18 protein-coding genes are annotated in these 22,171 nt (G+C 59.9%); 13 read left to right on the top strand and 5 right to left on the bottom strand.

The genetic code is table 11. The features are described from left to right. Positions 1–960: 960 nt before the first annotated feature. A complete protein-coding gene (erm, locus tag PWJ82_RS00160; protein WP_016456425.1) occupies positions 961–1,815 on the top strand; it encodes a 23S ribosomal RNA methyltransferase Erm in 855 nt (284 codons plus the stop codon). A gap of 70 nt (positions 1,816–1,885) precedes the next feature. On the opposite strand, the gene PWJ82_RS00165 is transcribed toward erm, so the two are convergent. Then, entirely contained in the window at positions 1,886–2,374 is a 489-nt protein-coding gene (locus PWJ82_RS00165; protein ID WP_274734797.1) for a type IIL restriction-modification enzyme MmeI, read from the bottom strand. Between the two features lie 245 nt (positions 2,375–2,619). Between PWJ82_RS00165 and PWJ82_RS00170 the strand changes: the two genes are divergently transcribed. Genes PWJ82_RS00170 through PWJ82_RS00185 form a run of 4 tightly spaced genes read left to right on the top strand, consistent with a single transcriptional unit; the run spans position 2,620 to position 5,008 of the window. After that, a complete protein-coding gene (locus PWJ82_RS00170) occupies positions 2,620–3,162 on the top strand; it encodes a GNAT family N-acetyltransferase (protein ID WP_274734799.1) in 543 nt (180 codons plus the stop codon). Between the two features lie 52 nt (positions 3,163–3,214). Then, positions 3,215–3,850: a GNAT family N-acetyltransferase gene (locus PWJ82_RS00175; protein ID WP_274734800.1), complete on the top strand. Its 636-nt coding sequence runs from the start codon at positions 3,215–3,217 to the stop codon at positions 3,848–3,850. Between the two features lie 58 nt (positions 3,851–3,908). Beyond that, positions 3,909–4,460, top strand: a complete 552-nt coding sequence (locus tag PWJ82_RS00180; RefSeq protein ID WP_274734802.1) for an NADPH-dependent FMN reductase — start codon at positions 3,909–3,911, stop codon at positions 4,458–4,460. Between the two features lie 11 nt (positions 4,461–4,471). Next, positions 4,472–5,008, top strand: a complete 537-nt coding sequence (locus tag PWJ82_RS00185) for a methylated-DNA--[protein]-cysteine S-methyltransferase (protein WP_274734804.1) — start codon at positions 4,472–4,474, stop codon at positions 5,006–5,008. A 54-nt stretch (positions 5,009–5,062) separates the two neighbouring features. Here the strand turns inward: PWJ82_RS00185 and PWJ82_RS00190 are convergent, their stop codons facing one another. Further along, positions 5,063–5,677 (bottom strand): HAD-IA family hydrolase, encoded by a 615-nt coding sequence (locus PWJ82_RS00190; protein WP_274734805.1) that lies wholly within the window; start codon positions 5,675–5,677, stop codon positions 5,063–5,065. A 217-nt stretch (positions 5,678–5,894) separates the two neighbouring features. Between PWJ82_RS00190 and PWJ82_RS00195 the strand changes: the two genes are divergently transcribed. Next, on the top strand, positions 5,895–7,163 hold the full coding sequence (locus PWJ82_RS00195) for an amidohydrolase (RefSeq protein ID WP_274734806.1): 1,269 nt from the start codon (positions 5,895–5,897) through the stop codon (positions 7,161–7,163). Positions 7,164–7,205: 42 nt separating this feature from the next. On the opposite strand, the gene PWJ82_RS00200 is transcribed toward PWJ82_RS00195, so the two are convergent. The 3 genes from PWJ82_RS00200 to PWJ82_RS00210 form a co-directional block, all read right to left on the bottom strand. Then, complete coding sequence (locus PWJ82_RS00200; protein ID WP_274734807.1) at positions 7,206–8,075, bottom strand: DNA-methyltransferase; 870 nt, start codon at positions 8,073–8,075, stop codon at positions 7,206–7,208. 181 nt (positions 8,076–8,256) lie between these two features. After that, entirely contained in the window at positions 8,257–9,510 is a 1,254-nt protein-coding gene (locus PWJ82_RS00205; RefSeq protein WP_274734809.1) for an alpha/beta fold hydrolase, read from the bottom strand. A 35-nt stretch (positions 9,511–9,545) separates the two neighbouring features. Further along, positions 9,546–11,546: a potassium transporter Kup gene (locus tag PWJ82_RS00210; protein WP_274734811.1), complete on the bottom strand. Its 2,001-nt coding sequence runs from the start codon at positions 11,544–11,546 to the stop codon at positions 9,546–9,548. 123 nt (positions 11,547–11,669) lie between these two features. Here PWJ82_RS00210 and PWJ82_RS00215 point away from each other — a divergent pair, with 123 nt between their 5' ends. The 7 genes from PWJ82_RS00215 (at position 11,670) to PWJ82_RS00245 (ending at position 22,155) form a co-directional block, all read left to right on the top strand. Next, positions 11,670–11,966: a hypothetical protein gene (locus tag PWJ82_RS00215; protein WP_274734813.1), complete on the top strand. Its 297-nt coding sequence runs from the start codon at positions 11,670–11,672 to the stop codon at positions 11,964–11,966. Between the two features lie 52 nt (positions 11,967–12,018). After that, the gene (locus tag PWJ82_RS00220; RefSeq protein WP_274734815.1) at positions 12,019–13,512 is read left to right on the top strand and encodes a M18 family aminopeptidase; all 1,494 of its coding nucleotides are present in this window, start codon (positions 12,019–12,021) and stop codon (positions 13,510–13,512) included. Continuing rightward, positions 13,505–15,190, top strand: a complete 1,686-nt coding sequence (locus tag PWJ82_RS00225; RefSeq protein ID WP_274734817.1) for a class I adenylate-forming enzyme family protein — start codon at positions 13,505–13,507, stop codon at positions 15,188–15,190. Before PWJ82_RS00220 ends, PWJ82_RS00225 begins: the two co-directional genes overlap by 8 nt. Positions 15,191–15,617: 427 nt before the next feature. Next, entirely contained in the window at positions 15,618–17,402 is a 1,785-nt protein-coding gene (locus tag PWJ82_RS00230; protein ID WP_274734818.1) for an ABC transporter substrate-binding protein, read from the top strand. A 207-nt stretch (positions 17,403–17,609) separates the two neighbouring features. After that, positions 17,610–19,136 (top strand): ABC transporter permease, encoded by a 1,527-nt coding sequence (locus PWJ82_RS00235; RefSeq protein WP_274732895.1) that lies wholly within the window; start codon positions 17,610–17,612, stop codon positions 19,134–19,136. 52 nt (positions 19,137–19,188) lie between these two features. Continuing rightward, complete coding sequence (locus PWJ82_RS00240; protein WP_274734819.1) at positions 19,189–20,340, top strand: ABC transporter permease; 1,152 nt, start codon at positions 19,189–19,191, stop codon at positions 20,338–20,340. Then, positions 20,341–22,155 carry an ABC transporter ATP-binding protein gene (locus tag PWJ82_RS00245; RefSeq protein WP_274734821.1) on the top strand — a complete coding sequence of 605 codons (1,815 nt, stop codon included), beginning with the start codon at positions 20,341–20,343 and terminating at the stop codon, positions 22,153–22,155. Positions 22,156–22,171: the final 16 nt, after the last annotated feature.

Raw genomic sequence — 22,171 nt, forward strand, 5'->3', positions numbered from 1 at the left:
TTTGACCTCGTTTCGTAATTTGCCGATCAAAATACGAAAAAATTACGAAACGCTCTACCTGCGGTTTCGTGATTTCCGCAAACGAAAAGAACAAAACTACGAAACACGCGATAACGCTGTGACCTGCATAGACACGTCACATTTCGGCGGTGTTTCGTAATTTTGCGGTATTTCGACCCAAACCTTTTAAGAGAGAGACACAGACACGCATTGCAGGCACATGTCTACGACACAGAGCGTCCTCGTTGAGGGCACGCTGCAGGGGTTGCAGCTATGTGACACGGGACACAATCGCAATCAAGGTGTCTCTTCTTATTTAGATTTTCTTCAAAAAGTGGAAAAATTACGAAACGAAAACCATTTACGCTGCTCAACGTATGTTTTTGTGTTTCGTAGTTTTGTTCTTTTCGTTTACGAGATTACGAAATGACCCGCAAATACCTACCGTGACCTGCGGTGATGTGTTTCGTATTTTTCTGCGTAATTTCACGTCGCCCGAAGCAGACACCCTGCCGTGTGCTTGCTGCAGGGCTGCGGCCGTCCCTCCATGTGGAGCGTCAGTGTCGATGCTGTAACTTAAACGTACATACATTTGTGGCGCTCTCGTTACGTGTCTGTGCATTGCCGAGCTCTTTACTGTTGTGTGTGGGCGCGCAGCCGTAGTGTCCGTGCCACTCCGAGTAGGGCGCGTCGTACCCCAAACCCATGTTCAATTAAATTCCAATCCAGAGAGGTCTTGCACTGTTGCGGTGCGGTTGTCTTCTTTCTCACCGTATTGGACCCTGCGAAATTAATTGGATACGATAGGCCCATGTTGATTTCAGGTTCCGTTTTCATGCGGCCGCTCACCAGCCGCTAAGGCGGTTTTCTCCCTCCCGCAGGTTAGAAACCGCTCCGGTCCTTTAGCCGGGCGGCCATTTGCCATGCCCGGCTCCGTTTCAACTCCACGGAGCACACCTGATGTCTACATACGGATACGGCCGTCACGAACATGGCCAAAATTTTCTCACAGACCACAAGATCATCAACTCCATCGTCGATCTTGTAAAACAAACCTCCGGCCCCATCATTGAGATCGGGCCAGGAAGCGGTGCCCTCACTCACCCGATATCCCACTTGGGGAGGGCAATAACGGCAGTTGAGGTAGACGCAAAACTAGCTGCCAAACTCACAAAAAAGACCGCCTCGGCGTCGGTCGAAGTGGTCCATGATGATTTCCTCAACTTCCCGTTACCCGCCACTCCCTGTGTCATTGTGGGAAACATTCCCTTTCACCTCACCACTGCCATTCTTCGAAAGTTGTTGCATGCGCCGGCATGGACTGCCGCTGTACTCCTCATGCAGTGGGAAGTCGCTCGCCGCCGGGCCGGGGTAGGTGCAAGCACGATGATGACAGCTCAGTGGTCCCCATGGTTCACGTTTCACCTTGGTTCCCGAGTACCAAGGTCTGCTTTCCGGCCACAGCCAAACGTTGACGGGGGGATCTTAGTGATCCGCCGGGTGGGTGACCCGAAGATCCCGATAGAGCAACGCAAAGCCTTTCAGGCGATGGTGCACACCGTTTTCACCGCCCGGGGACGCGGGATAGGGGAAATTCTCCGAAGGGCAGGGTTGTTTTCATCACGTTCAGAGACACAATCATGGTTGCGCTCGCGAGGAATCGACCCCGCAACCCTACCTCCCAGATTGCACACCAGCGACTGGATCGATCTCTTCCAGGTGACTGGTTCCTCTTCACCGCGCCATCGGCCCATTTCACAATCGGGAAGTAGTCAACGCCCTCCTCAACGGAAAAATCGAGGCCGGCGGCGGTAATCCCCCCACCACCAAAACCGAAATCCACCAGTAGTAGTGAACGACCCATGTTCGTCTACCGTGAGCCGCGTTATGGCAGTGACGTGTTCTCGTCGGGCACAGTCATAGTTCCCGGCGTTGCCAGCGACAGGGTTCTACACCCAGCAGCGGGACCGATCAAAATCACCCGCACGGGGAACGACCCTGCTGGTGGTTTCGATTTTGATGAAAGCGAGGAGACATAGCCCCTCGCCAACTCCCCGTAGCTGGCGAACAGTAGCTCCTGGCGCTGGCGCTCGTTGGTGAGTTTGCGTGCCACATCGAAAGCCTTATCGACTTCCCGGTCCAAGTTGTTGTGGGCCTTGAGCAGAATTGGGTCCATCGATAACGGGTTGTAGTGCTCCGCGAGTGACCGCTGGGGGTGCCGCTCGCGTGCCCGCAGCACCAACTGTCCAGCGTCGATGATTCGCTGCTGCGCCTTCTCATCTAGTTCACACAGAGCTGGTCCGCAGTTGTAGCTCCCGATGTACTCCGAAAAACGGAAAAAATAAATAGTGGGGATCAACCTTCCACTTTCCATTCTTCCGGCTCAGAGTATTGAGGGGTCTGGGACCGGGTCCGTAAACCCTTTATGTTTTTCGCGCACAGCGGTTTTTAGCGACGCACCCTATAGGTTTTCCGCAGAACCTATATGTGTTTCTGTGCACCCCCATATGTTGTCTGTTTCTAGCGGTATTTCGTTGTACTTTGCGCATCGAATAGTTATTTATCGACGACACTCCGTCGAATTCCGTTTTAATGTATAGGTAGCTCTTGGTAACGAGCATGGGAACGAAGGTTGATACTGTGCTGCGCGCGGTGCGTGAGGGCGACGCCGCAGCTATTGTGGCGGCTTTCGCCTCCCATCCCGATATGATCCGGCAGGGCAATATCACGGATATGGCCGGTGCTCGCCGCTATATCGCGCAGATTTTGGAAAATCCCGATTCGCAGCTGGCCTGGGTCATCGCCCGGGAAGATAGCGGTGAACTCATCGGTATGGTTCGTATTCACGCGGATGGAGATGAGAAAAGCGGGTGGTTTTCCTACTGGTTGCACCACGATTACTGGGGCCGCGGAATCATGTCCAGAGCGGCGGCAACAGTCGCGGATTGGGCGCTGTGCGAGCGCGGGCTGGAGCGCCTGGAACTCGGGCACCGGGTGAATAACCCCGCCTCCGGCGGGGTGGCCCGCGCGGCGGGATTCCTCAAGGAAGGAACCGAACGCGGGAAATTCCTGATCAACGGGCGGCGTATCGATGTTGATTTGTACGGAAGGTTGGCGAGCGATCCGCTGCCTCATTACCGCCCCGTTCCGTATCGTGGATAACCAGCTCAGAACCTCTTCCCTCAAAAGTGTTTTTCGTTACACTTAAAGAGTTATGGATACCACGACACCTGAAGAATTTTCGGTGACAACCACGCGGCTGCGATTGAGGCTGCACCGGCCCGATGATGCGCCGTGGCTGCATAGCATTTACAGCCGTGAAGATGTCACCAGATACCTCATGACCGATGCCTGGAATCCCGAACGGGCGGTCAACGAAGCTGCCCAGCGCGCCCAGGCGCGGGATTTGCGCGGCCCGCAGGCCGCGCTCGCCGTCGTCATAGAACTCGATGCGCAACCCATCGGGGACGTGCGCCTGTGGATGACCGATCCGCAGCACGGCGTCGCGGAGATTGCCACCGTGCTCCACCCGGATTTTCGCGGTCACGGCTACGCATCGGAGGCTATGCGGGCCATGATTCGCTATGCCTGCACCCGGTGCGGAGTACATCGCGTTGCTGCACAAATGGATGCGCGGGATCGGGTCTGTGAGCTTATGCTCCAGCATGCGGGAATGCGTAAAGAAGCGCATATGCGCCAGGACTTCTGGCTCAAGGGGGAGTGGACGGACACCATCGTCTACGCGGTGCTCGCCAGTGATCTGCGTGAAGGTGGTGTCGATGCTGAAGCCGATGCCGAACCGGAGGGTGTTCGCACCGAGCTAAAAGGGGAGCACCCCACGTCCGATTGAAAGGTAAATGAGAGATTGGTAATCTGGGTGTCGCTCACCTAAACGAAAGGACACGTTTATGAAGATCGCCATTATTTCCGGATCAATTCGCGCGGGCCAGGCCACCGAGGGTGTGGCCCGGTACGTCGCTCAACTCGCAGCCCAGCGGGCGGGGGAGGTCGCTTACGAATTCGTCAATATCAAGGATCTCGATATTCCGCTCCTCACCAGCCCCGTGGTTCCGGCTGCGGCCAACGGTCGCTACGATGATCCGGCCATCCAGCGCTGGGCCGATAAAATCAGCGAATTCGACGCCTTTATTTTCGTGACCCCGGAATACAACCACGGGGTGCCCGGGGCGTTCAAGAACGCGGTGGATGTGTTGGGCGCGGAGTGGATGAATAAGCCGGTTGCTTTCGTGGGGCACGGCTCCATCGGGGGTGTGCGCGCTATCGAGCAATGGCGCCAGATTACGGCTAATTTCAATATGCCAGCTATCCGTTCCGAAGTGAATTTCATGATGTTTGAGGACTGGACGGACGGCGAATTCACTCCGCTGGAACGCCGTGCGAGTGAGGTGGAAGCCGTGCTGAGCGGCCTCGAACACCTCACCGCCCAGGTTGCGAAGTAAAGAAACCTCCCGTGACACGTGCCTGCGCCGCGGCGGTATGGCGCCCCTGTGATTCCCCACTGGGGCAGTTCGCCGTTGCGGCGCAGGCGCATGCGGTGATCGCGGTGGTGCTTCCCGGGAGCCCGGGCCCGCAGGCGGTTATCGAGATTGAGAATGAGGCCGAGCGGCGCCGGGCGGAGGAGCTTGCCGCGCGGGCATGTGCCCAGCTCACCGAGTATTTCGCGGGCGAACGCACCCATTTCAGGCTCCCTACCGATCTGCTTCTCACCCGCGGCACCTTCGCGGCCCGGGTGCAGCGTGCCCTCGAGGAAATTCCCTACGGGGAGACCCGCTCCTATGGCCAGCTTGCTGCAATGGTGGGCAACCCGCGGGCGGTTCGTGCGGTGGGATCGGCATGCGCGCACAATCCGATACCCATTGTGCTGCCATGCCACCGGGTGCTTGCCGCGCGTGGCGCCCCGGGTGGGTACGCGGGTGGGCTGGATATGAAAAAAGCGTTGCTACGGCTAGAAAATTCTGTTGTGGCTGAAACTGGCCTTGCGTCCTAACAAGTCTGGTTGTGCCAGAAAAACTCCCGCGCGGGTACAAACTATGCCGCTAGCTCATGAGCCGAGGAGCGGGAGAACCTCCGCAAGATCAGTGATGCGATAATCAGCATCTGCCTCCAGCTCAATACCGGGAGTTTCCAGGAGAGCACCGGCCACTCCAACTTTATGTGCGGTTGTGATATCAATAGGTCGATCCCCAATAGCGAGGGTGCGGGCCGGATCTAGGTGGTGCTTGCTGAGCATATGGGTGAACATTGCCGGGTCGGGTTTGCGCGGGAAACCGTCCTCGGGGCAAACCATATCGGTAACTTGGAGTCCCAAGCCCTCCAGGAGGGTGCGGGCGCTCGTGCGATCCCGGTGCGTGACCACCACATTGATCCCGGAAACCGCGGCAAGAACATCACGCACATGGGCCATCGCGGGCGGCGGTGTGATTTTCCACGAGTCTTTCAATTCCTGTTCGCGCGCCCGAAACTCGGCTTCCGGAATCCCGAAACGGCGTGAAAGCTCGGTGATGGCGAGGTTGGTGGAGCGCCGGGTCAGGCGAGCAACTTCCAGGAGGGAAACCTCCTGACCGGAATCAAGAACAACCGCCTGCAAGGTGGCATCCACATGCGGATAGGTATCCACCATGGTTCCGCCCATATCCCAAATGATGTTATGGAACATAATCCTCCTCGCCCGGGAGCTGCCGCCGCGCGTACCGGCACCTCTTGGCTCCGCTTACCGGTACACCTCGCCTGCACACTCCCTCCAGCCTAGCCAGTCACTGCCCCGACCTGCCACGGACGTTCGGCGCGGCTGTCGATCCCGGCGCTAAAATAAACGAGGTGAGCGGACGCTTGCGCACCCTGCGCCACGGAGGCGCCCGCACCGCTAGCATCGGATGAGAGGGAACGCCGTGCAGTATCTTCCGGAGGAATTTCACCTCAGCGCTTCGGACCGGGCCACCATGATCGGTGATTTCCAGTATTTCCACGCCAATCCCGAGCTCTCTTTCCAGGAAGTGGAGACCTCGCGAGCTCTCCGGGAACGCCTGGAAAACCTCGAACTTTCCGGTGCGGTCACCCGTGAGATTATCCCCGTGACCGATACCGGTTTTGCCTGCGTGCTGCGCAACGGTTCCGGCCCGGTGGTGGGCTATCGCGCTGATATGGACGGCCTGCCCGTTGCCGAACGTACCGGCCTGAGCTATGCCTCGCGGGCCACCGGAATTGATGCGTCCGGGAAAAATGTTCCGGTTATGCACGCCTGCGGGCACGATTCCCACATGTCGATCGCGCTCGCCTTGGCCCGGGCCTTTGCGGCCCATGCGCAGCTGTGGCGCGGTACCATCGTTTTTGTTTTCCAGCCTTCGGAAGAAAACGGTCTGGGGGCACGCGCCCTGGTGGAGGCCGGTCTGTGGGAGAAAGCTCCGCGCCCGCAGGTCATGTACGGCGGGCACGTGGTGCCACGCCCGGCCGGCTGGGTCAATCTTTATCCGGGTGGAGTGCTGCCCGGCTCGGACGGTTTCGAAGTTATTGTGCACGGGGTGGGCGGGCACGGCTCGCAGCCCCATCGCGCCGTCGACCCTATTGTGATTGGTTCGGCCATCGTCACCCGCCTGCAAACAATCCGTTCCCGTATGACGGATCCGGACCGCAACGCGGTGGTGAGCGTCGGCGTTTTCCAGGCTGGCAGCCAGGACAATATCATTCCGGACACCGCGCGCCTGTGCATCAATACTCGGTTCCGGGATGAGGAAACCCGCGCAATAATCAATACCGGTATCGAGCGGATTGTGCGAGCCGAGGCGCTCGCGGCCGGCGCCCCCGAACCGCTGATCCGCCAGATCCGTCAGGTAGATGCCACCGTGAACGACGACGCAGCTGTTGCGGCCTTGCGTGAGGTGATCGGTGCGGAACTGGGGGAGGAGAATCTGGCCAGCGAAACTTTCGGTTTCAGTGAGGATTTTGCGGTCCTCGGGCAGAGCGCCGGTGCGCCTTCGGTATTCTGGCTTTTCGGTGGTTTTTCGCCCGCGCAGCTCGACCCGGCGCACGGGGAGCCCGCCTCGAATCATTCCCCGGATTTCTACGCGGATCCGGAGCTTGCCCTGGAGCCTGCTTATCGGGTAGGTGCCTGCGCCCTCTATTCCCAGGTGCGTGTCGATTCCTGAACTGCCTCTACGGCAATATCCGGAGGTAATTTCGGATGCGCGCTACTTCCAGCTGACCGCCTCGCCATCCCATTCCCCGAACTGCACCTCATCGGGGAAGCGGGTGCGCATCACCGCGATTGCTTCCGGATTGGCGTCAATGAGCAGGAATTGGCGGTCCAATTCACGCGCCGCGGCTCCGGTGGTACCTGATCCGGCAAAGAAATCAAGGACGCGGTCCCCCGGGCGAGAAGATGCGGTGATAATCCGGCGCAGAATCCCCAGTGGTTTTTGGGTGGGATAGCCGGTTTTTTCTTTTCCGGTGGGGGAGACGATGGTATGCCACCACACGTCTGTAGGAAGTTTGCCGCGTGCTGCCTTTTCCTTGGTGACTAATCCGGGAGCCATATACGGTTCTCGATCTACATCTTCCGAATTGAAGTAGTAGCTGGCCGGGTTTTTCACGTACACCAAAATAGTGTCGTGTTTGGCGGGCCAGCGTTTTTTCGTGCGAGCGCCGTAATCGTAGGCCCAAATAATCTCGTTGAGGAAACATTCCCGCCCGAAAAGCGCATCGAGAAGCACTTTCGCGTAGTGTGCCTCCCGGTAATCAAGATGGAGATAGAGCGTTCCCGAATCGGTGAGGAGCCGCCAGGCTTCTTCCAGGCGTGGTTCAAGAAAACCCCAATATTCAGCGAAGCTATCATCGTAGCCGAGTACCCGCTCCACGATCGTTTCGTAACGCTGGCCCTTGAAACCGATACGATTCCCGGTGCTGGAACGCCGGGTCACCACCGTGGAGCGGCGTTGGGGGCGGCCGGTATTAAAAGGCGGATCGAGGTAAATAAGCTGGAATGATTCAGCCGGTAAGCTCCGGAGCACCGGTAGGTTATCTCCGAACACCACAGCATCCGTATCCGCATCATTCCACATCTGTGTATCCTCACTTTCTTACCGCCGGCCGCCCGCGCGCGGGCCGGCCACTATTCCTGGAGCGCACGCCCCGCGCCCAGTTATCTGGAATTTCCGGACAACTGGGCGCCGTGCGGGGTGTTCGGTTAGTGCAGCTCAGCGCCCGGCTAACCCCGCCGTGGGGCGTTCCTGGCGCGCATAGTTAGCGCAGCCGCGTTCCATCCGCCAATTCAAAGAGCGTGCGCAGCACCGCCCCGTTACTGGAACGCAAACCGCTGTGCTCATGAGTGGACGTTACGTACCGGTGGATCCCAGGAAGCAGTGCCCCCGTTTCCAAGGAGAACTCCAGGGGCACATAGGCATCATTCACGTACACAGCAGCCGCACCGCGCGCGCCCGATTCCCGCAAAGCATCCGGGAAGTAGAGTTGCGGCCACTCCCAGGTGGCCAGCTTCTCAACTACATCCTTCCACGGTTGGAATGCCGGCACGGTATCCGCCCATTCCGCCCACACATGTTCACCGTAGAGAAGCGAAGTATCGGTACGGAAATCCTCCGGTTGGGTACGCTCCGCGCTCCAATCGGTGACCACGCCGTCCGCGTAGGAGGATTCGTGCAGCACATAGTAGAGCGGGTTACGCCCGTCGAAAGGCATAGCGGCGGCAAGGTCATAACGGAAAGCGGTGGAAGCCGGATCCTTTTCCAGCAGGTAGTACAGTTCTCGCCACCCGTTATCCGAACCGAGAAGGTGCCCGAGGGAACGCAGCCGCGAGGGCGAGACGATTTCCCCGGTGGGTAATTCAATGGAGCCGCTACCGGCCAGATCCACCAGCTCCCGCACCCGGTCGCGATGCGCGGGGAAACGCCGGTAGTACTCTTCACTGTGCTCGCGCATCTTTTCCCACGTGAGGGAATAGACATCATCAGCGCTGCGGCGCACCGCGGTAAGCCCGCCGGTGAGGAAGGCCTGGTCGATATGTTCGGGCGCTACCGAAAGGTAATGCACGGTGGTGAAACCACCGAAGGACTGCCCGAGGAGGTTGATTTTCTCCACCCCGAGTTCTTGGCGCAGCGCCTCGCAATCGCGCACGATGCCATCGGCACGCATGTGGCTGAGATATTCGGCCACCTCCGCGGTGCTTCCGGTGCTCAGGATATCTTCCCCAACGGGTGTGGAGCGCCCTGTACCGCGTTCATCCACAAAAACAACCCGGTAGCGTTCCAGGGCCACATTTAGCCAGGAGGGTTCCAGCGGGGACAGGCTGGGCCGCCAGGCTTCATAACCGGGCCCGCCCTGCAGGTAGAAGAGATAAGGGAGGGATTCCCCGCCCGGGCGGGTGGCGATACGTGCGAACACCTCAATGGTGCGCGTATCTTCCCGATCCGCGGTGAGCGGGACGGTAAGGGTGAGTTCATCGAGGCGAAGCTGCCCGAGGTAATGCGTTGTTGTCGTCATACTAGGAACGCTACCAGGCGCTTCGACATTAGTAGCTACACGATGACCTCGCGGGAAATCTCTACGGTGCGATCCGCCGGGAGACTCCTCACCCAGGCCGGCGATGCGGAATGGCGCGCGATCCGCGCAAAAAGCCAGGCTTGCCAGCGAGCCAATTGTGGAAAATCACCGGTGGCGGCAGAACTCGTGGCGCCCGGAGCTGCGTCGTCGTTCTTCCCGCGCGAGCGTACCCCCAGATGGCTGAGTACCCACTGGGCCTCGTTCAGCTTCCAGGAACCCCACCCGTATTCGCGTTGCGCCCATTCCAGATCGGCCGGAATATTACGGATATCCATGAAGCCGTAACGCATCGTGAGGTGCACAATGCCTTCCACCCGCGGGCTCACCTGCGTACGGGTGATGCGTTCGGCGCGCTCGATATGGGCCTGCGGGGCCGTTTTAATGGAGAGAATAATAACGTGGTCGCGCAGACTGCGATGCAACGCGGTGGTCGCCCGCAAAGCGGCCGGAACCGTGGTGGCGAGGGAATGCGGATAGATCACGGTACCCGGAACGCGCCGTAGCGGATTTTTCTGTAAGTTCGCCGCGAATTCCGCGAGGGTACCTTCGGTCCGTGCCCGGGTGGCTGCCACCACTGCCTCCCCGCGCCGCCAGGTGAGCATAACCACCATGAGAACGAGGGCGATAAGCAGCGGTAGCCAGCCCCCGGTTACTAGTTTTGCGGCATTAGCGGCGAAAAGCGGCACTTCCACCACGCCGAGTACCACCGCCAGCGCAGCGCTTTGCCACCAGCGCCAGTGCCAGCCGATCACCGTGAGGGCCAGAAGCATGGCGGTAGTAAGAAGGAAATCGGTGGAGACCGCAAGCCCGTAGGCGGAAGAAAGCCGCTCCGAATCGCGGAAAATGACCACGACGGCCGCCACTGCGGCCACCAGCAGCCCGGTGATATCCGGCAGGTAAATCTGCCCCGCTCCGCTCGCGGAGGTATAGCGAATCCGCAGGTGCGGCAGATATCCCAACCGGGAAGCCTGGCGGGCAATGGAATAGGTGCCCGCGATCACCGATTGCGAGGCGATTACCGTGGCGCCGGTGGCCAGCAGCGTGAGTACCAGAGCCCACTGGGAAGAAACCAGATGGAAGAACGGATCGGCAATAGCCTCCGGATGCTCGAGCAGCAGTGCGCCCTGCCCCAGATAGTTACACACCAGCGCGGGCAGCACCACCGCGAACCACACCGCGGAAATGGGGCGTCGCCCGAAATGGGCGATATCGGCGTAGAGCGCTTCGGCACCGGTTACCGCGAGAACTACCGCGCCCATGGCGAAGAAACCGATCGCCGGGTGGCGAGCCACAAAAGTGAGGGCCTCATGCGGGGAAAGTGCCGCGAAAATTTTCGGATGCGCAGCAATATGCGGGAGGGCGATGAGAGCCAGACCCGTGAACCACAGCAGCATGAAAGGCCCGAAAATAGCGCCAACCCGCCCGGTGCCGTAGCGTTGCATCCAGCCCAGGGTGAGAAGAATCACCAGTGCGATGGGCACGATAAGGGTGGCGGGGAAGGTCGGGAGCGCCACCCGGATACCTTCGATAGCGGAAAGCACTGAAATGGCCGGGGTGATAACGGCGTCGCCGAAAAAGAGCGCCGCTCCGAACATGCCCGCCACCGTGAAGAGCGCGGCGACCCGCGGCCGCCCACCGCTGAGAGTGCGCAGCAGGGTGGCGAGGGCAATAATGCCGCCCTCGCCGTCGTTATCCGCACGCAATACAAGAATGACGTACTTGAAGGACACGATAAGAAGGAGCATCCACACCACCAGGGAGATCACTCCGAAAATCGAGGCGTCCGTGAGCGGAACGGCGCCGCCATGCACGGTGAAAACCGCGCGCACAACGTAGAGCGGACTGGTTCCGATATCACCGAAAACAACGCCGAGAGCGGCCAAACCAACACCCGCGCGGGCCAGAGCCCCACCACGGTGGGCACCGTGTTCCCCACCGTCACGCCGCAACGACGCAGCGCGAAAAATTTTTGTCATGAGCGGGAATCCTAGCCACCCTCGCTGACGAAAAAGCATGGAAAAGGTCCGGTGTGATGTTCTAGTCACCCGGTGTACCATCGTCCCAGGAAGCTAATCGTTGCGGTGAGGAGTTCAATAACAATGATGGCAATGCACGGTGGCGCCCAGCTCGCCAACAGTGGGGCGCAGGTCCTCGCCTGGGTGGTTATTAGCGTATTGGTACTGGCCCTCGGGATTCTGCTGCTGTTCTTGGCGCGCCGCCATGCCGCGCGCGGCACCATGGAAGTTACGCCGGCAGAGATTGCGGCCGGTGCCGTCGTGGAAAATGACGGTGCGGGGAACGACGGCGCACCTGAGGCCGCCGGCGGGCCTGGCACCACCGGAACCGATCCCGCGGGGGATTTCTGGGATTCCCCGGAGGGTAATCCGCGCCCCTAACCGCTAAAACAACGAGGCCGGGGTGCCCCGGCGGTCACTAGACTGGGAGGCCATGAGTATGTCTGAGTTTGCCGAGTCCACGCCTGATACTGCGCAGGCGGATACCGTGCTGGTGCAGGAAGGTACCGCCGCTGATCACCACGCCCGCGGATACGCGCAGTTCATCGCGGCGTCCCCGTCCTCCTACCACGCGGCGGCACAGCTAGCGCACATTCTGGAAGCACACGGTTTCACCGAGCAGTGCGAAACGGAACCCTGGGAGGCGTGCGGGGCACGCTATGTGCGGCGCGGCGGGGCATTGATTGCCTGGGTGAGCCCGCGGGGCGCGGGCTCCGGCGAACTAGCGCCGTTCCGAATCCTGGGTGCACATACCGATTCGCCCAGCCTCAAACTCAAGCCGGCCGGTACTTCTCGCCACGGGGGCTACACCCAGGTGGATATGGAAGTGTACGGCGGGCCACTGCTCAATTCCTGGCTTAACCGTGACCTTGGCCTGGCCGGGCGCATCACGGATATGGACGGTCGGGAATACTTGGTTCGTACCCCGGCCTGCATGGTGATCCCGCAGCTCGCCCCGCACCTTATTTCCGGTAACCGCGATAGCCTCACCTTGGATCGCCAGCAGCATCTCCACCCGATTTTTACCGGAGCGCGCGGGGATGCCGGGGTGGAATCGGAGCTCGGCGCCGATACCGATAGCGATCTTTTTGAAACCCTGGCGCGCTATGCCCAGCCGGGCCCGGAGGGCCGGGAAACGCCCGGTGCCGAATGGATCGGCTGGCATGATATCTACGCATATGATGTCGAGCCGCCGCGGCGCAATGGGACGTACCTATCCGCCGGGCGTCAGGATAATTTATCCTCTGTATATGCCGGCCTTCGGGCGCTCCTCGATGGGGTGGCGGCGGGCGTGGGGAATGACGCGACTCTTCCCTACTTCCCAGTTTTCGCTGCTTTCGACCACGAAGAAGTCGGTTCGGGAACCACCAGCGGAGCCAGCGGGCCCTTCCTGGAAACCGTGCTGACCCGCATCGCGGAAAGCTTCGGGGTGCGCGGGGATAGCTGGTACCGGCTACTGGCGCGTTCGGCCTGCATGTCTGCCGATGCCGGGCACGCTCTCAACCCGAATTACGCGGAGTATTACGACCCGGATTCCGCCCCGCGCGCCGGTGCGGGCCCGCTTATCAAAATGAACGCCCAGCAGCGTTACGCCTCCGATGCCGAATCCGTCACGCTCGCTCTCCGGGCGGCTAGTGATGCCGGCGCTGCTTATCAGTTCTTCATTTCCCGGAATTCCATTCCCTGCGGCACCACCATCGGCCCGCTCACGGCTACTCGCCTGGGTATCACCACGGTGGATGTGGGCGTGCCCCTCCTGTCCATGCACTCGGCGCGCGAGCTCTCCCACGTGGATGATCTCTACCAGCTGCGTCGCCTCATTCGCGGTTTCCTTTTCGGGGATCGCGCAACTGATATGCCGGATGCGGATCTCGCGGATACCGGCGGGGGAGCGGGGTCGGGCTCAGAAAGTGAGAGCAATGAGTAGCGTCCCCGTCACGAACGTCGCCTATCTGCTTGATCGCACCGCTTTCGCCAACCCGGATCGCCCCTGTCTCTTCTATGACGCCACCGCCCTGACGGTCGGTGAGGCCCGCGATATCACCTCCCGCCTTGCCCAACTTTTCGTCCAGGCCGGTGTCTCACACGGGGACCGCGTTATGATCGTGGCCCATAATTCTCCCTATCACTATCTGGTTGCGGTGGCCTGCGCCCGCATCGGTGCGGTTTACGTTCCGGTGGACGCCCGCCTTCACCCGGTGGAGATTCAACGCCTCGTCGATTTTGCGGCCCCGCGCGTTCTTATCGCGTGCGCGGAGATAGGTACTGCCGGCGCCTTCACCTCCACGGGAACTCTTATCCATTTTGTTATCGACGACGACGTCCTCGCACCACCCTTCACTCCCGCCCTCACCAACGGCTATATTGCTCTGAGCGCGGCAACCGGGAGTTTCACCGCTGATTTCGTTGCCGATGGCACCGCCGGTCATCCCGCTTTTAATACCGAGGGATACCCGAGTGGGGTTGCCGTTATGATGTTCCGGCCCGCGCCCCCGGAAGCGCCCCGGGCCCTCGAACTTACCCATGACAATTTGTGGTGGGCGGATCGTATTTTCCATGATGCTCTGGGCTACGGACGTGATGACATTTTCCTACACAGCGCTCGATGTTCCTCTATCGCCGGGTTCAACGGCGGCACGCTCTTCCACTTCGCGCGCGGGGGCCGCATTGTTATTGCGCGTACTCCCTCTCCGGCCGGCCTGCTGCACCTTATTGAAGAACACCGGGTCACCACCATGTTCGGCACTCCCACCACCTATTCTTTTATGCTCGACGACGACACCTTCCTCGCCCGGGATCTTTCCAGTCTCCGCTACGCTTTCGTGGGTGGAGCAGCGGTACCGCCCGCTCTTATGGGGCGCCTGGATGCCGCGGGTCTGCATCCGCTGAACATATGGGGGTCTGTGGAAACAGGCGGCGTCGGCCCGTATCTTCCCACCGCGCGCGTGGCGCACAAGGCTGAAACGGTGGGGCGTGCCATGCCCCACGTGGAGATTCGCTTGGTGGAGCCGGGTAGCGATACCCCGGTGGCGCCCGGGGAAATCGGAGAAATGCAATTACGCGGACCGAGCATTTCGGCCGGATACTGGCACGGGGAGAATTACCAGCGCTCCTCCTTCGCGGGGGAATGGTTCTGCTCTCAAGACCACGCGCGGGTAGATGCGAATGGATATATCACTCTGGTTGCCCGGGTCACCGATACCATCAAAACTGGGGGAGATACCGTTCACCCCGAAGAAATTGAGCGGGTACTCCACCAGTACCCGGGAGTGCATTCCGCTCTGGTCACAGGTGTGCCAGATCCGGTGTGGGGCCAGGTGGTGGGCGCCGCCATTGTGATGGATTCTCACGAAGCCCGTTCCGAAGATTTCGCTACCCCGGATCCGGTAACCGGCGGTTTCGCGGTGGTGCCCCAGAGACTACCCGTGCCCAGCCTCGATCAGCTCAGGGCTTTTGCTGCCCAGGCGCTCGCCTCCTTCAAGCTCCCGCGCCTCCTGGTGGTGCTTGATGAGCTTCCGATGGGCGATGACGGGAAGGTGTCCCGGGCGCGGCTGCGTGATCTCTTCGGGCACGGTACTGCCGCGCCCGCCCCCGCGGCGCCCTAAAACAGTGCTTATCTCATTGCTGGAATGATTTTGAGAAAAACTATCTCAACATATGAGATATACCTGGCGTGAGACGTGACTCCTTCCTGAACGTGTCCAGACTTGCATACCGTTGAAAAACGGCTCCATGCTGCGGATTCCTCTCTTTTTTGCGAGCGTGAACATTCGCACATGAAAAAAGCCTGAGCCTAAACGTAAAGAAATCGTCAAGACTCGTGTAGGCTTTTTCCATGGTTAGAGCGGTGGCGCTGGCTATCCGCACAGGATGTCAATGCGTGTTCCATCCTGTGGAGATCGTCAACGCACCGGATTCTCGAGAATTCGGCACCGCTTTTGCATATTCCACGCGCTCACGGCGCGAACATGATCACTCCGTACCGGGGGACTGCCCCCGCGGCACGGAAACAGTCAATGAGGAGGTTCCTTCGTGAAGAAGACCGCTTATCCCTTGGTGGCCGGAGCAGCCGCGCTTGCTCTGGTCATGACTGGTTGTTCCTCCAACGGCAAGGGTGGCCCCACCCAGGTCGAAGGAAATGTCAACCGGACCGCTTCGGTTACCGTCGGTGCCGATGAATTCCTGGGCTACAACGGCTTGACGCCCACTACCTACAGCTCGGCCAACTCCCTTGTTGTTGACCGTATGATGCCCGGCTTCGGCTACTACTCCGCCAATGGCGAGTGGAAGCATGGCACCCCGCTCGGTGACTATGAAATGGTTTCTGAGAACCCCCTCACCGTGAAGTACACCTTCAACGATGAGGCCAAGTACCAGGGCGGCGAACTCATCACCTGTGAAGACGCCTATATGGACTGGGTTTCCCAGAATCCGAAGTGGATTATGGACGGCCAGGCTGCTGCCGGCTCCGATGAGCCGCTGTTCAACCACGTGTCCAGCCCGGATACCTACGCCGATGGCGTTCCGGAAGGCCCCCAGTGCAACCCGGGTGACCGTTCCTTCACCATTACCTACGCCGCACCGAACCCGGACTGGCAGCTCGTTGTTTCCGGCCCGCTTCCCTCGCACGTGGTAGCTAAGAAGATTGGTATCTCCAAGAAGGAGCTCTTCGAAGCCCTGAAGAACAAGGACTTCGAAACCGCTAAGAAGGCCGCTGAATTCTGGAATAACTGGAATTCGCCCACCCCGGGCCAGCTGCCCGCCGCGGAAGATGCGCCGTCTTTCGGTCCCTACACCCTCAAGGAAGGTGGCTGGGAAGCCGGTCAGTACATCACCATGGTTCCCAACCCGGATTGGTGGGGTGAGAAGCCCGGTCTCGATGAACTCGTGATCCGCTTCATCCCGCCGGAAGGCCAGGTTCAGGCCCTCGCCAACCAGAACGTTAACGTCATTGAGCCGCAGGCCACCAAGGACACCCTTGATGCCCTTAATGGCACCCAGGGCGTGACCGTCCTCGAGGGTAACACCATGATTTGGGAGCACTTCGACTTCAACTTCAAGCCGGGCTCCATCTTCGCCAATGACAAGGGCGGTCTCGCGCTGCGCCAGGCCATGGCCTACTGCATCCCGCGTCAGCAGATCGTTGATTCGCTTATCAAGCCGCTCAACGACAAGGCTGAAGTTCTTAACTCCCGCGAATACTTCCCGGATAACCCCGAGTACAAGGAAGTCGTGGCGGCCTCCTACAACGGTGAATACGACACCGTGGACATCGAAAAGGCCAAGGCCAAGGTTGCTGAATCCGGTATCGCCAACCCGGTGGTCCGCATTGGTTACAACCAGCCCAACCAGCGCCGTTCCGATGAGGTTGCCCTCGTGACCTCCTCCTGCGCACAGGCCGGCATTACCGTCCAGGACGTCGGGGCCCAGGGCTTCATGGCCCCGGGTGGCGGCTATGAGAGCGGCGACTTCGACATGGTGCTCTTCGCCTGGTCCGGCTCCGGTCAGATCGTTTCCGGTGCGAATATCTACAAGTCCAACGGTGGTCAGAACCAGACCGGTTACGCCAACGCCACTGTTGACACCGAATGGGACAAGGTTGCCTCCAGCCTGGATCCGAAGGTCCAGAAGGAAGCCAAGAAGGTGATTGAGAAGGAACTGTGGAATGACCTCTTCGGTATCCCGCTCTTCACCCACCCGGGCATCGCGGCGTACACCACCGGTATGGAGAACGTTGAGCGCAACGTCACCCAGTCCGGTATCGCCTGGAATGCCGAAAAGTGGAGCTGGGGCTCCGCACCCGCCAAGGCTGAGTAATTAGCCTTATGCATAGGAAGTAATAGTTATTTTCTAGCTGCACCGGAGGGGCCGCAAGTGCGGCCCCTCCGGGCGTGCAGTTTCCTTACCCTTCCTGTGTTACATCCCACGTCCCATTTCGTCTGGAAATGCTTATGTACTATAGTCACCGAGTAAAATTGTCCGAACCGGCGCCCATCGGCACACAGAACGGAAAGAAGTCTCGCGGTGTATAAATTCATCGCCAAACGAATTGGCATCTCAGTACTTATCCTCTGGGCCGCGTCGCTCCTTATTTTTGTTCTTACGATCAATTCGGGCGACCCCCTCGAGGATCTTCGCGAATCCAATAACCCGAATCGCGAAAATCTCATGCAGCAGCGCTCCTCCTTCATGGGTCTCGACCTGCCCTGGTACGAGCGCTATTGGACCTGGCTGACCGGAGCGGCGAAATGCTTCATCGGCCAGTGCAACCTGGGCGTCAATCGTTCCGGACAGTCTGTTAATGACATGCTCGGTCAGGCCGCTTCCGCCACCTTGCGTCTCGTGTTGGCGGCCACTTTCCTCGCGATCTTCTTTGGAATCTTCTTCGGTGTGATGAGCGCAATCCGCCGCTACACCGGTTTCGATTACGTCGTGACCTTCCTCGCCTTCACCTTCTACTCACTGCCCGCCTTCGTCTTCGCGGTGCTCCTGAAGGAATACGGCGCTATTCGCTTTAATGACTGGCTGGCAGACCCAACAATCTCACTGGTTACTATCGTCATATTTGCCGGCATCTTCGCACTCTTTGTACAGGCCCTCGTGGCCGGCGGCCCGAAGCGGCGCGCCATGGCCGCGGGCATCAGCTTCGCCGTGGCTTTCGGTGTTATGGAATACATTTCCGTGACCCGTGCCTTCCTTGAACCTACTGGCGGGCTGTGGATTGAAGCTCTTATGGGCCTGGCTGGCACGGTGCTCTTCACGGGTCTCTTCCTCGGATTCTCCAATAAGCGCGGCTTTGCAGTGGTGGGTGCCAATGCGGCAATCATGTTTGTTATCGTGGCGGCCTGCTCGAATATGCTCTGGGAGCCGACCTGGGGCTTCCTCATCTTGATTCTGGCTCTCGGGATTGCCGTATCCGTGGGCGTGTCCTACTTCTTCGGTGGCTACGCGCGCCGTTCGGTGACCTGGGCATCGATCTGGGCCGTCTTCTCGGTGTGGATCGCGATTATTTTCGATTTCGCCGCTCGCTACTGGTCTACCTACCTGCCGCTCACCCAGAACCGCCCGATTTCCACCATCGGTTCGATGACTCCGAATTTCCAGGGTAGCCACGTGTTCTGGCTCAGCTTCCTGGATTCCTTCACCCACCTCCTGCTGCCGACGATCTCGCTGACGCTTATGTCCATCGCGTCCTATACGCGCTATACGCGTTCGTCCATGCTGGAAGTTCTCGGCCAGGATTACATCCGCACCGCGCGGGCCAAGGGTCTGCCCGAACATACGGTTATTACCCGGCACGCTTTCCGTAATGCCATGCTGCCGCTGCTCACTATCATCGCTTTCGATTTCGCGGGTCTCATCGGCGGTGCGGTCATCACGGAAACGGTCTTCGGCTGGAAAGGCATGGGTGAACTCTTCCGAACCGGTCTGGCCCAGGTAGATCCGGCCCCGGTTATGGCTTTCTTCCTGGTCACCGGCGGAGCCGCGGTGCTCATGAATATGGTCGCGGATATCATGTACGCCTACGTCGATCCTCGGATTAGGCGGTAACCCATGAGCCTGACTACCCCCATGAATCGTCACCAAGCCCGAGGAGAATCCGATGAGTGAGAATCGTTCGAAAACAACCGTCGCGCCGCTCGACCCGGAACACGTTGTTGAGGCCGACGACGCTCAGCTCGCCTCGTCCAGCCCCTCCTATTCGCAGGGGCGCCTCGTGCTGCGCCGTTTCTTGCGGCATAAGCCCGCGATGGTGTCCGCCGTCGTCCTTATTCTTGTGACCCTGGTGGCCTTCCTGTCCATCGGCTGGAATATGAGCTTCTTTGGCCTGCACTGGCACTTCTCCGGTCTGTGGCGGCACAGCTACACGGACGTGCTGGATGTCGTCAATAACGGCAAACCAACCATGACCTGGACCTCGCTAGGTGAACATCCCTTCGGGCAGGACAATATTGGTAAGGACTACTTTGCCCTGACTATGAAGGGCACCCAGATTTCTATCATTATCGCTTTCGTTGTCGGGTTGGTCTCCACCATTATCGGCACGATTATCGGGGCCGCCGCGGGTTACTTCCGTGGCTGGACCGAAGCGATCCTCATGCGCATCACCGACCTCTTCATCGTGATTCCGCTGCTCATCCTCGCGGCGGTTATCGGCAAGATGGTGGGAAGCCAGGGCATTTTGTTCCTCGCGGTTATGCTCGGTGTGCTCTCGTGGACGGGCCTGGCGCGCCTGGTGCGCGGTGAAGTGCTGTCCTTGCGCGAACGCGAATTCGTTGCCTCAGCCCGCGCGCTGGGAGCCTCCCCGTGGCGTATTATTTTCCGCCATATTCTCCCGAATTGCTTGGGCACGATTATTGTTTCGGCAACCCTGTCGATTTCTTCGGCGATTCTGCTGGAAACTTCGCTGTCCTTCCTCGGCTTCGGGGTGCGCCCGCCGGCAACTTCGCTCGGCCTGCTTATTTCTACCTACCAGACCACGTTCTCGACGCGTCCCTGGCTCTTCTTCGCCCCGGCCGGTCTGATCCTTATCATCGCGCTCTCCATTAACTTCATTGGTGACGGACTGCGTGATGCCTTCGATCCGCGCCAGCGTTCAGCGGTATCGCGCCGCAAGATGAAGGCCCTTGCGGACGGGCATATTGAGAACGACGTCGAAGCTGATCTCATGCCGGTGACCACCGCGGCCACCACCGCGACGGGTGGCGAGCACGCCGCTCCCGCATCCGACGCCACCGAAAGGAAGGGCGAGTAAATGCGTCTTGGAAAACGCGCTGCAACAACGCAGGATAAAGCTGCCGCGACAGCGGCCACGCTCAAGGCTGACCAGCCCGTCGTCACCCCGCACCCGAAAACCGATAAGCCGGTGCTCGGCTTCGGTGAACTGGATGTCAAATTCGCGACCGAATTCGGCGCGGTTCATGCCGTGCGTGGTGTGAGTATCGATGTGCGCCCGGGTGAAGTGGTGGGCCTGGTCGGAGAGTCCGGTTCCGGTAAATCCGTCACCTCCACCACGGCCCTCGGCCTGCTCCCCTCCAATGCTGTTATTAGCGGAAGCGTGCAGGTAGCCGGGCGTGAAGTGCGCGGGATGACCTCGCGTGGCATGCGCGCGTTGCGCGGTGCCGAAGTGGGCATGGTGTTCCAGGAACCCATGACCGCGCTTAACCCGGTTCTTACTATCGGCCGCCAGATGACGGAAGGCTTGGAAACCCACGGGCTCGCCTTCGGGGAAGATGCCCGTAATCGGGCGGTGGCCATGCTCAAGGCCGTCGGGCTGCCCGATGCCGAAGAGCGTATGAATCAGTACCCGCATCAGCTGTCCGGTGGGCAGCGCCAGCGCGTGGTCATCGCGATTGCGCTTATTGCTAACCCCTCCGTCATTATTGCGGACGAACCGACAACCGCTCTGGACGTTACGGTCCAGGCTGATATTCTCGACCTGCTGCGCTCCCTCAAGGATCAGCTCAATACCGGCATCCTCCTCATCACCCACTCCATGGGCGTCATCGCGGATATGGCCGACCGGGTTCATGTGATGTTCAAGGGTGAGATTGTGGAATCGGGCGACGTCGTCCAGGTTCTCAATCATCCCAAGCATCCGTATACGCGCCGCCTGTTGGAAGCAGTTCCGCATCTGGGCCAGGGCCGTGAGCAATTCGGCTTCTCCCTGGAAAAGGAAGCTTCTATTGACCTCAATAAGAAGGTGCTAGAAGCTAAAGATCTCGTGATTGAATACGAGATTCCCGGTAAGGAGCCTTTCCGCGCTGTGGACCATGTGTCCCTAGATGTTGCGGAACGTGAAATTGTGGGTCTCGTGGGCGAATCCGGTTCCGGTAAATCCACCATCGGCAAGTGCGTGCTCGGGCTGATTCCGGCCGCCTCCGGTGAGGTGAAGATTTTCGGTGAGGACCTGGTGGGCGCTTCGCGTAAGCACGCCCAGGAGCTGCGCCAGCACGTGGGCGTGGTCTTCCAGGATCCGGCCGCGTCCCTCGATCCGCGTTTCCCGGTGGGCGATTGCATTATGGAACCGCTCGATGTGCACAAGGTCGGAACGAAGGCGGAACGCCGCCAGCGTGTGTACGACCTGCTCGATGCGGTGCGGCTGCCCCGTTCTTCCTTCAACCGCTACCCCCATGAGCTTTCCGGCGGTCAGCGTCAGCGCGTGTGCATCGCCCGTGCCCTCGCCCTGCGCCCCAAACTCCTCATCGCGGACGAGCCGACCTCCGCCCTGGACGTATCCGTCCAGGCCCAGGTTCTGACCATGCTCTCCGAGCTCCAGGATGACATGGGCTTTGCTTGCCTGTTCATTTCGCACGATCTTGCGGTGGTCGATATGCTCTCGCACCGCGTGGTCGTGCTGCAAAACGGCAAGGTTGTGGAAGCGGGCCAGCGCGAGGACGTCCTTCACAATCCGCAAGAAGCCTACACTCAGCGGCTTCTCGCGGCCGCTCCGGTTCCCGAACCGATTGAGCAGCGCCGTCGCCGCGAAGAACGCCACGCGCTGCTGCGTAAGCAGGGCCGTGAAGTCTCGCGTTTGCGTTTGAGTGAGAACGACGACGCCGCTATCTAGGCGAGAGCTACTCCGG

The sequence above is a fragment of the Actinotignum schaalii genome (assembly GCF_028864145.1).
Classification (GTDB): domain Bacteria; phylum Actinomycetota; class Actinomycetes; order Actinomycetales; family Actinomycetaceae; genus Actinotignum; species Actinotignum schaalii_B.

What these genes read in the sequence shown, in the direction of transcription:
- PWJ82_RS00240 (WP_274734819.1), top strand. Translation starts at nt 19,189, where the DNA reads ATGAGTGAGAATCGTTCGAAAACAACCGTCGCGCCGCTCGACCCGGAA.
- PWJ82_RS00215 (WP_274734813.1), top strand. Translation starts at nt 11,670, where the DNA reads ATGATGGCAATGCACGGTGGCGCCCAGCTCGCCAACAGTGGGGCGCAG.
- PWJ82_RS00245 (WP_274734821.1), top strand. Translation starts at nt 20,341, where the DNA reads ATGCGTCTTGGAAAACGCGCTGCAACAACGCAGGATAAAGCTGCCGCG.
- PWJ82_RS00205 (WP_274734809.1), bottom strand. Translation starts at nt 9,510, where the DNA reads ATGACGACAACAACGCATTACCTCGGGCAGCTTCGCCTCGATGAACTC.
- PWJ82_RS00190 (WP_274734805.1), bottom strand. Translation starts at nt 5,677, where the DNA reads ATGTTCCATAACATCATTTGGGATATGGGCGGAACCATGGTGGATACC.
- erm (WP_016456425.1), top strand. Translation starts at nt 961, where the DNA reads ATGTCTACATACGGATACGGCCGTCACGAACATGGCCAAAATTTTCTC.
- PWJ82_RS00225 (WP_274734817.1), top strand. Translation starts at nt 13,505, where the DNA reads ATGAGTAGCGTCCCCGTCACGAACGTCGCCTATCTGCTTGATCGCACC.
- PWJ82_RS00165 (WP_274734797.1), bottom strand. Translation starts at nt 2,374, where the DNA reads ATGGAAAGTGGAAGGTTGATCCCCACTATTTATTTTTTCCGTTTTTCG.
- PWJ82_RS00180 (WP_274734802.1), top strand. Translation starts at nt 3,909, where the DNA reads ATGAAGATCGCCATTATTTCCGGATCAATTCGCGCGGGCCAGGCCACC.
- PWJ82_RS00210 (WP_274734811.1), bottom strand. Translation starts at nt 11,546, where the DNA reads ATGACAAAAATTTTTCGCGCTGCGTCGTTGCGGCGTGACGGTGGGGAA.
- PWJ82_RS00200 (WP_274734807.1), bottom strand. Translation starts at nt 8,075, where the DNA reads ATGTGGAATGATGCGGATACGGATGCTGTGGTGTTCGGAGATAACCTA.
- PWJ82_RS00195 (WP_274734806.1), top strand. Translation starts at nt 5,895, where the DNA reads ATGAGAGGGAACGCCGTGCAGTATCTTCCGGAGGAATTTCACCTCAGC.
- PWJ82_RS00170 (WP_274734799.1), top strand. Translation starts at nt 2,620, where the DNA reads ATGGGAACGAAGGTTGATACTGTGCTGCGCGCGGTGCGTGAGGGCGAC.
- PWJ82_RS00220 (WP_274734815.1), top strand. Translation starts at nt 12,019, where the DNA reads ATGAGTATGTCTGAGTTTGCCGAGTCCACGCCTGATACTGCGCAGGCG.
- PWJ82_RS00175 (WP_274734800.1), top strand. Translation starts at nt 3,215, where the DNA reads ATGGATACCACGACACCTGAAGAATTTTCGGTGACAACCACGCGGCTG.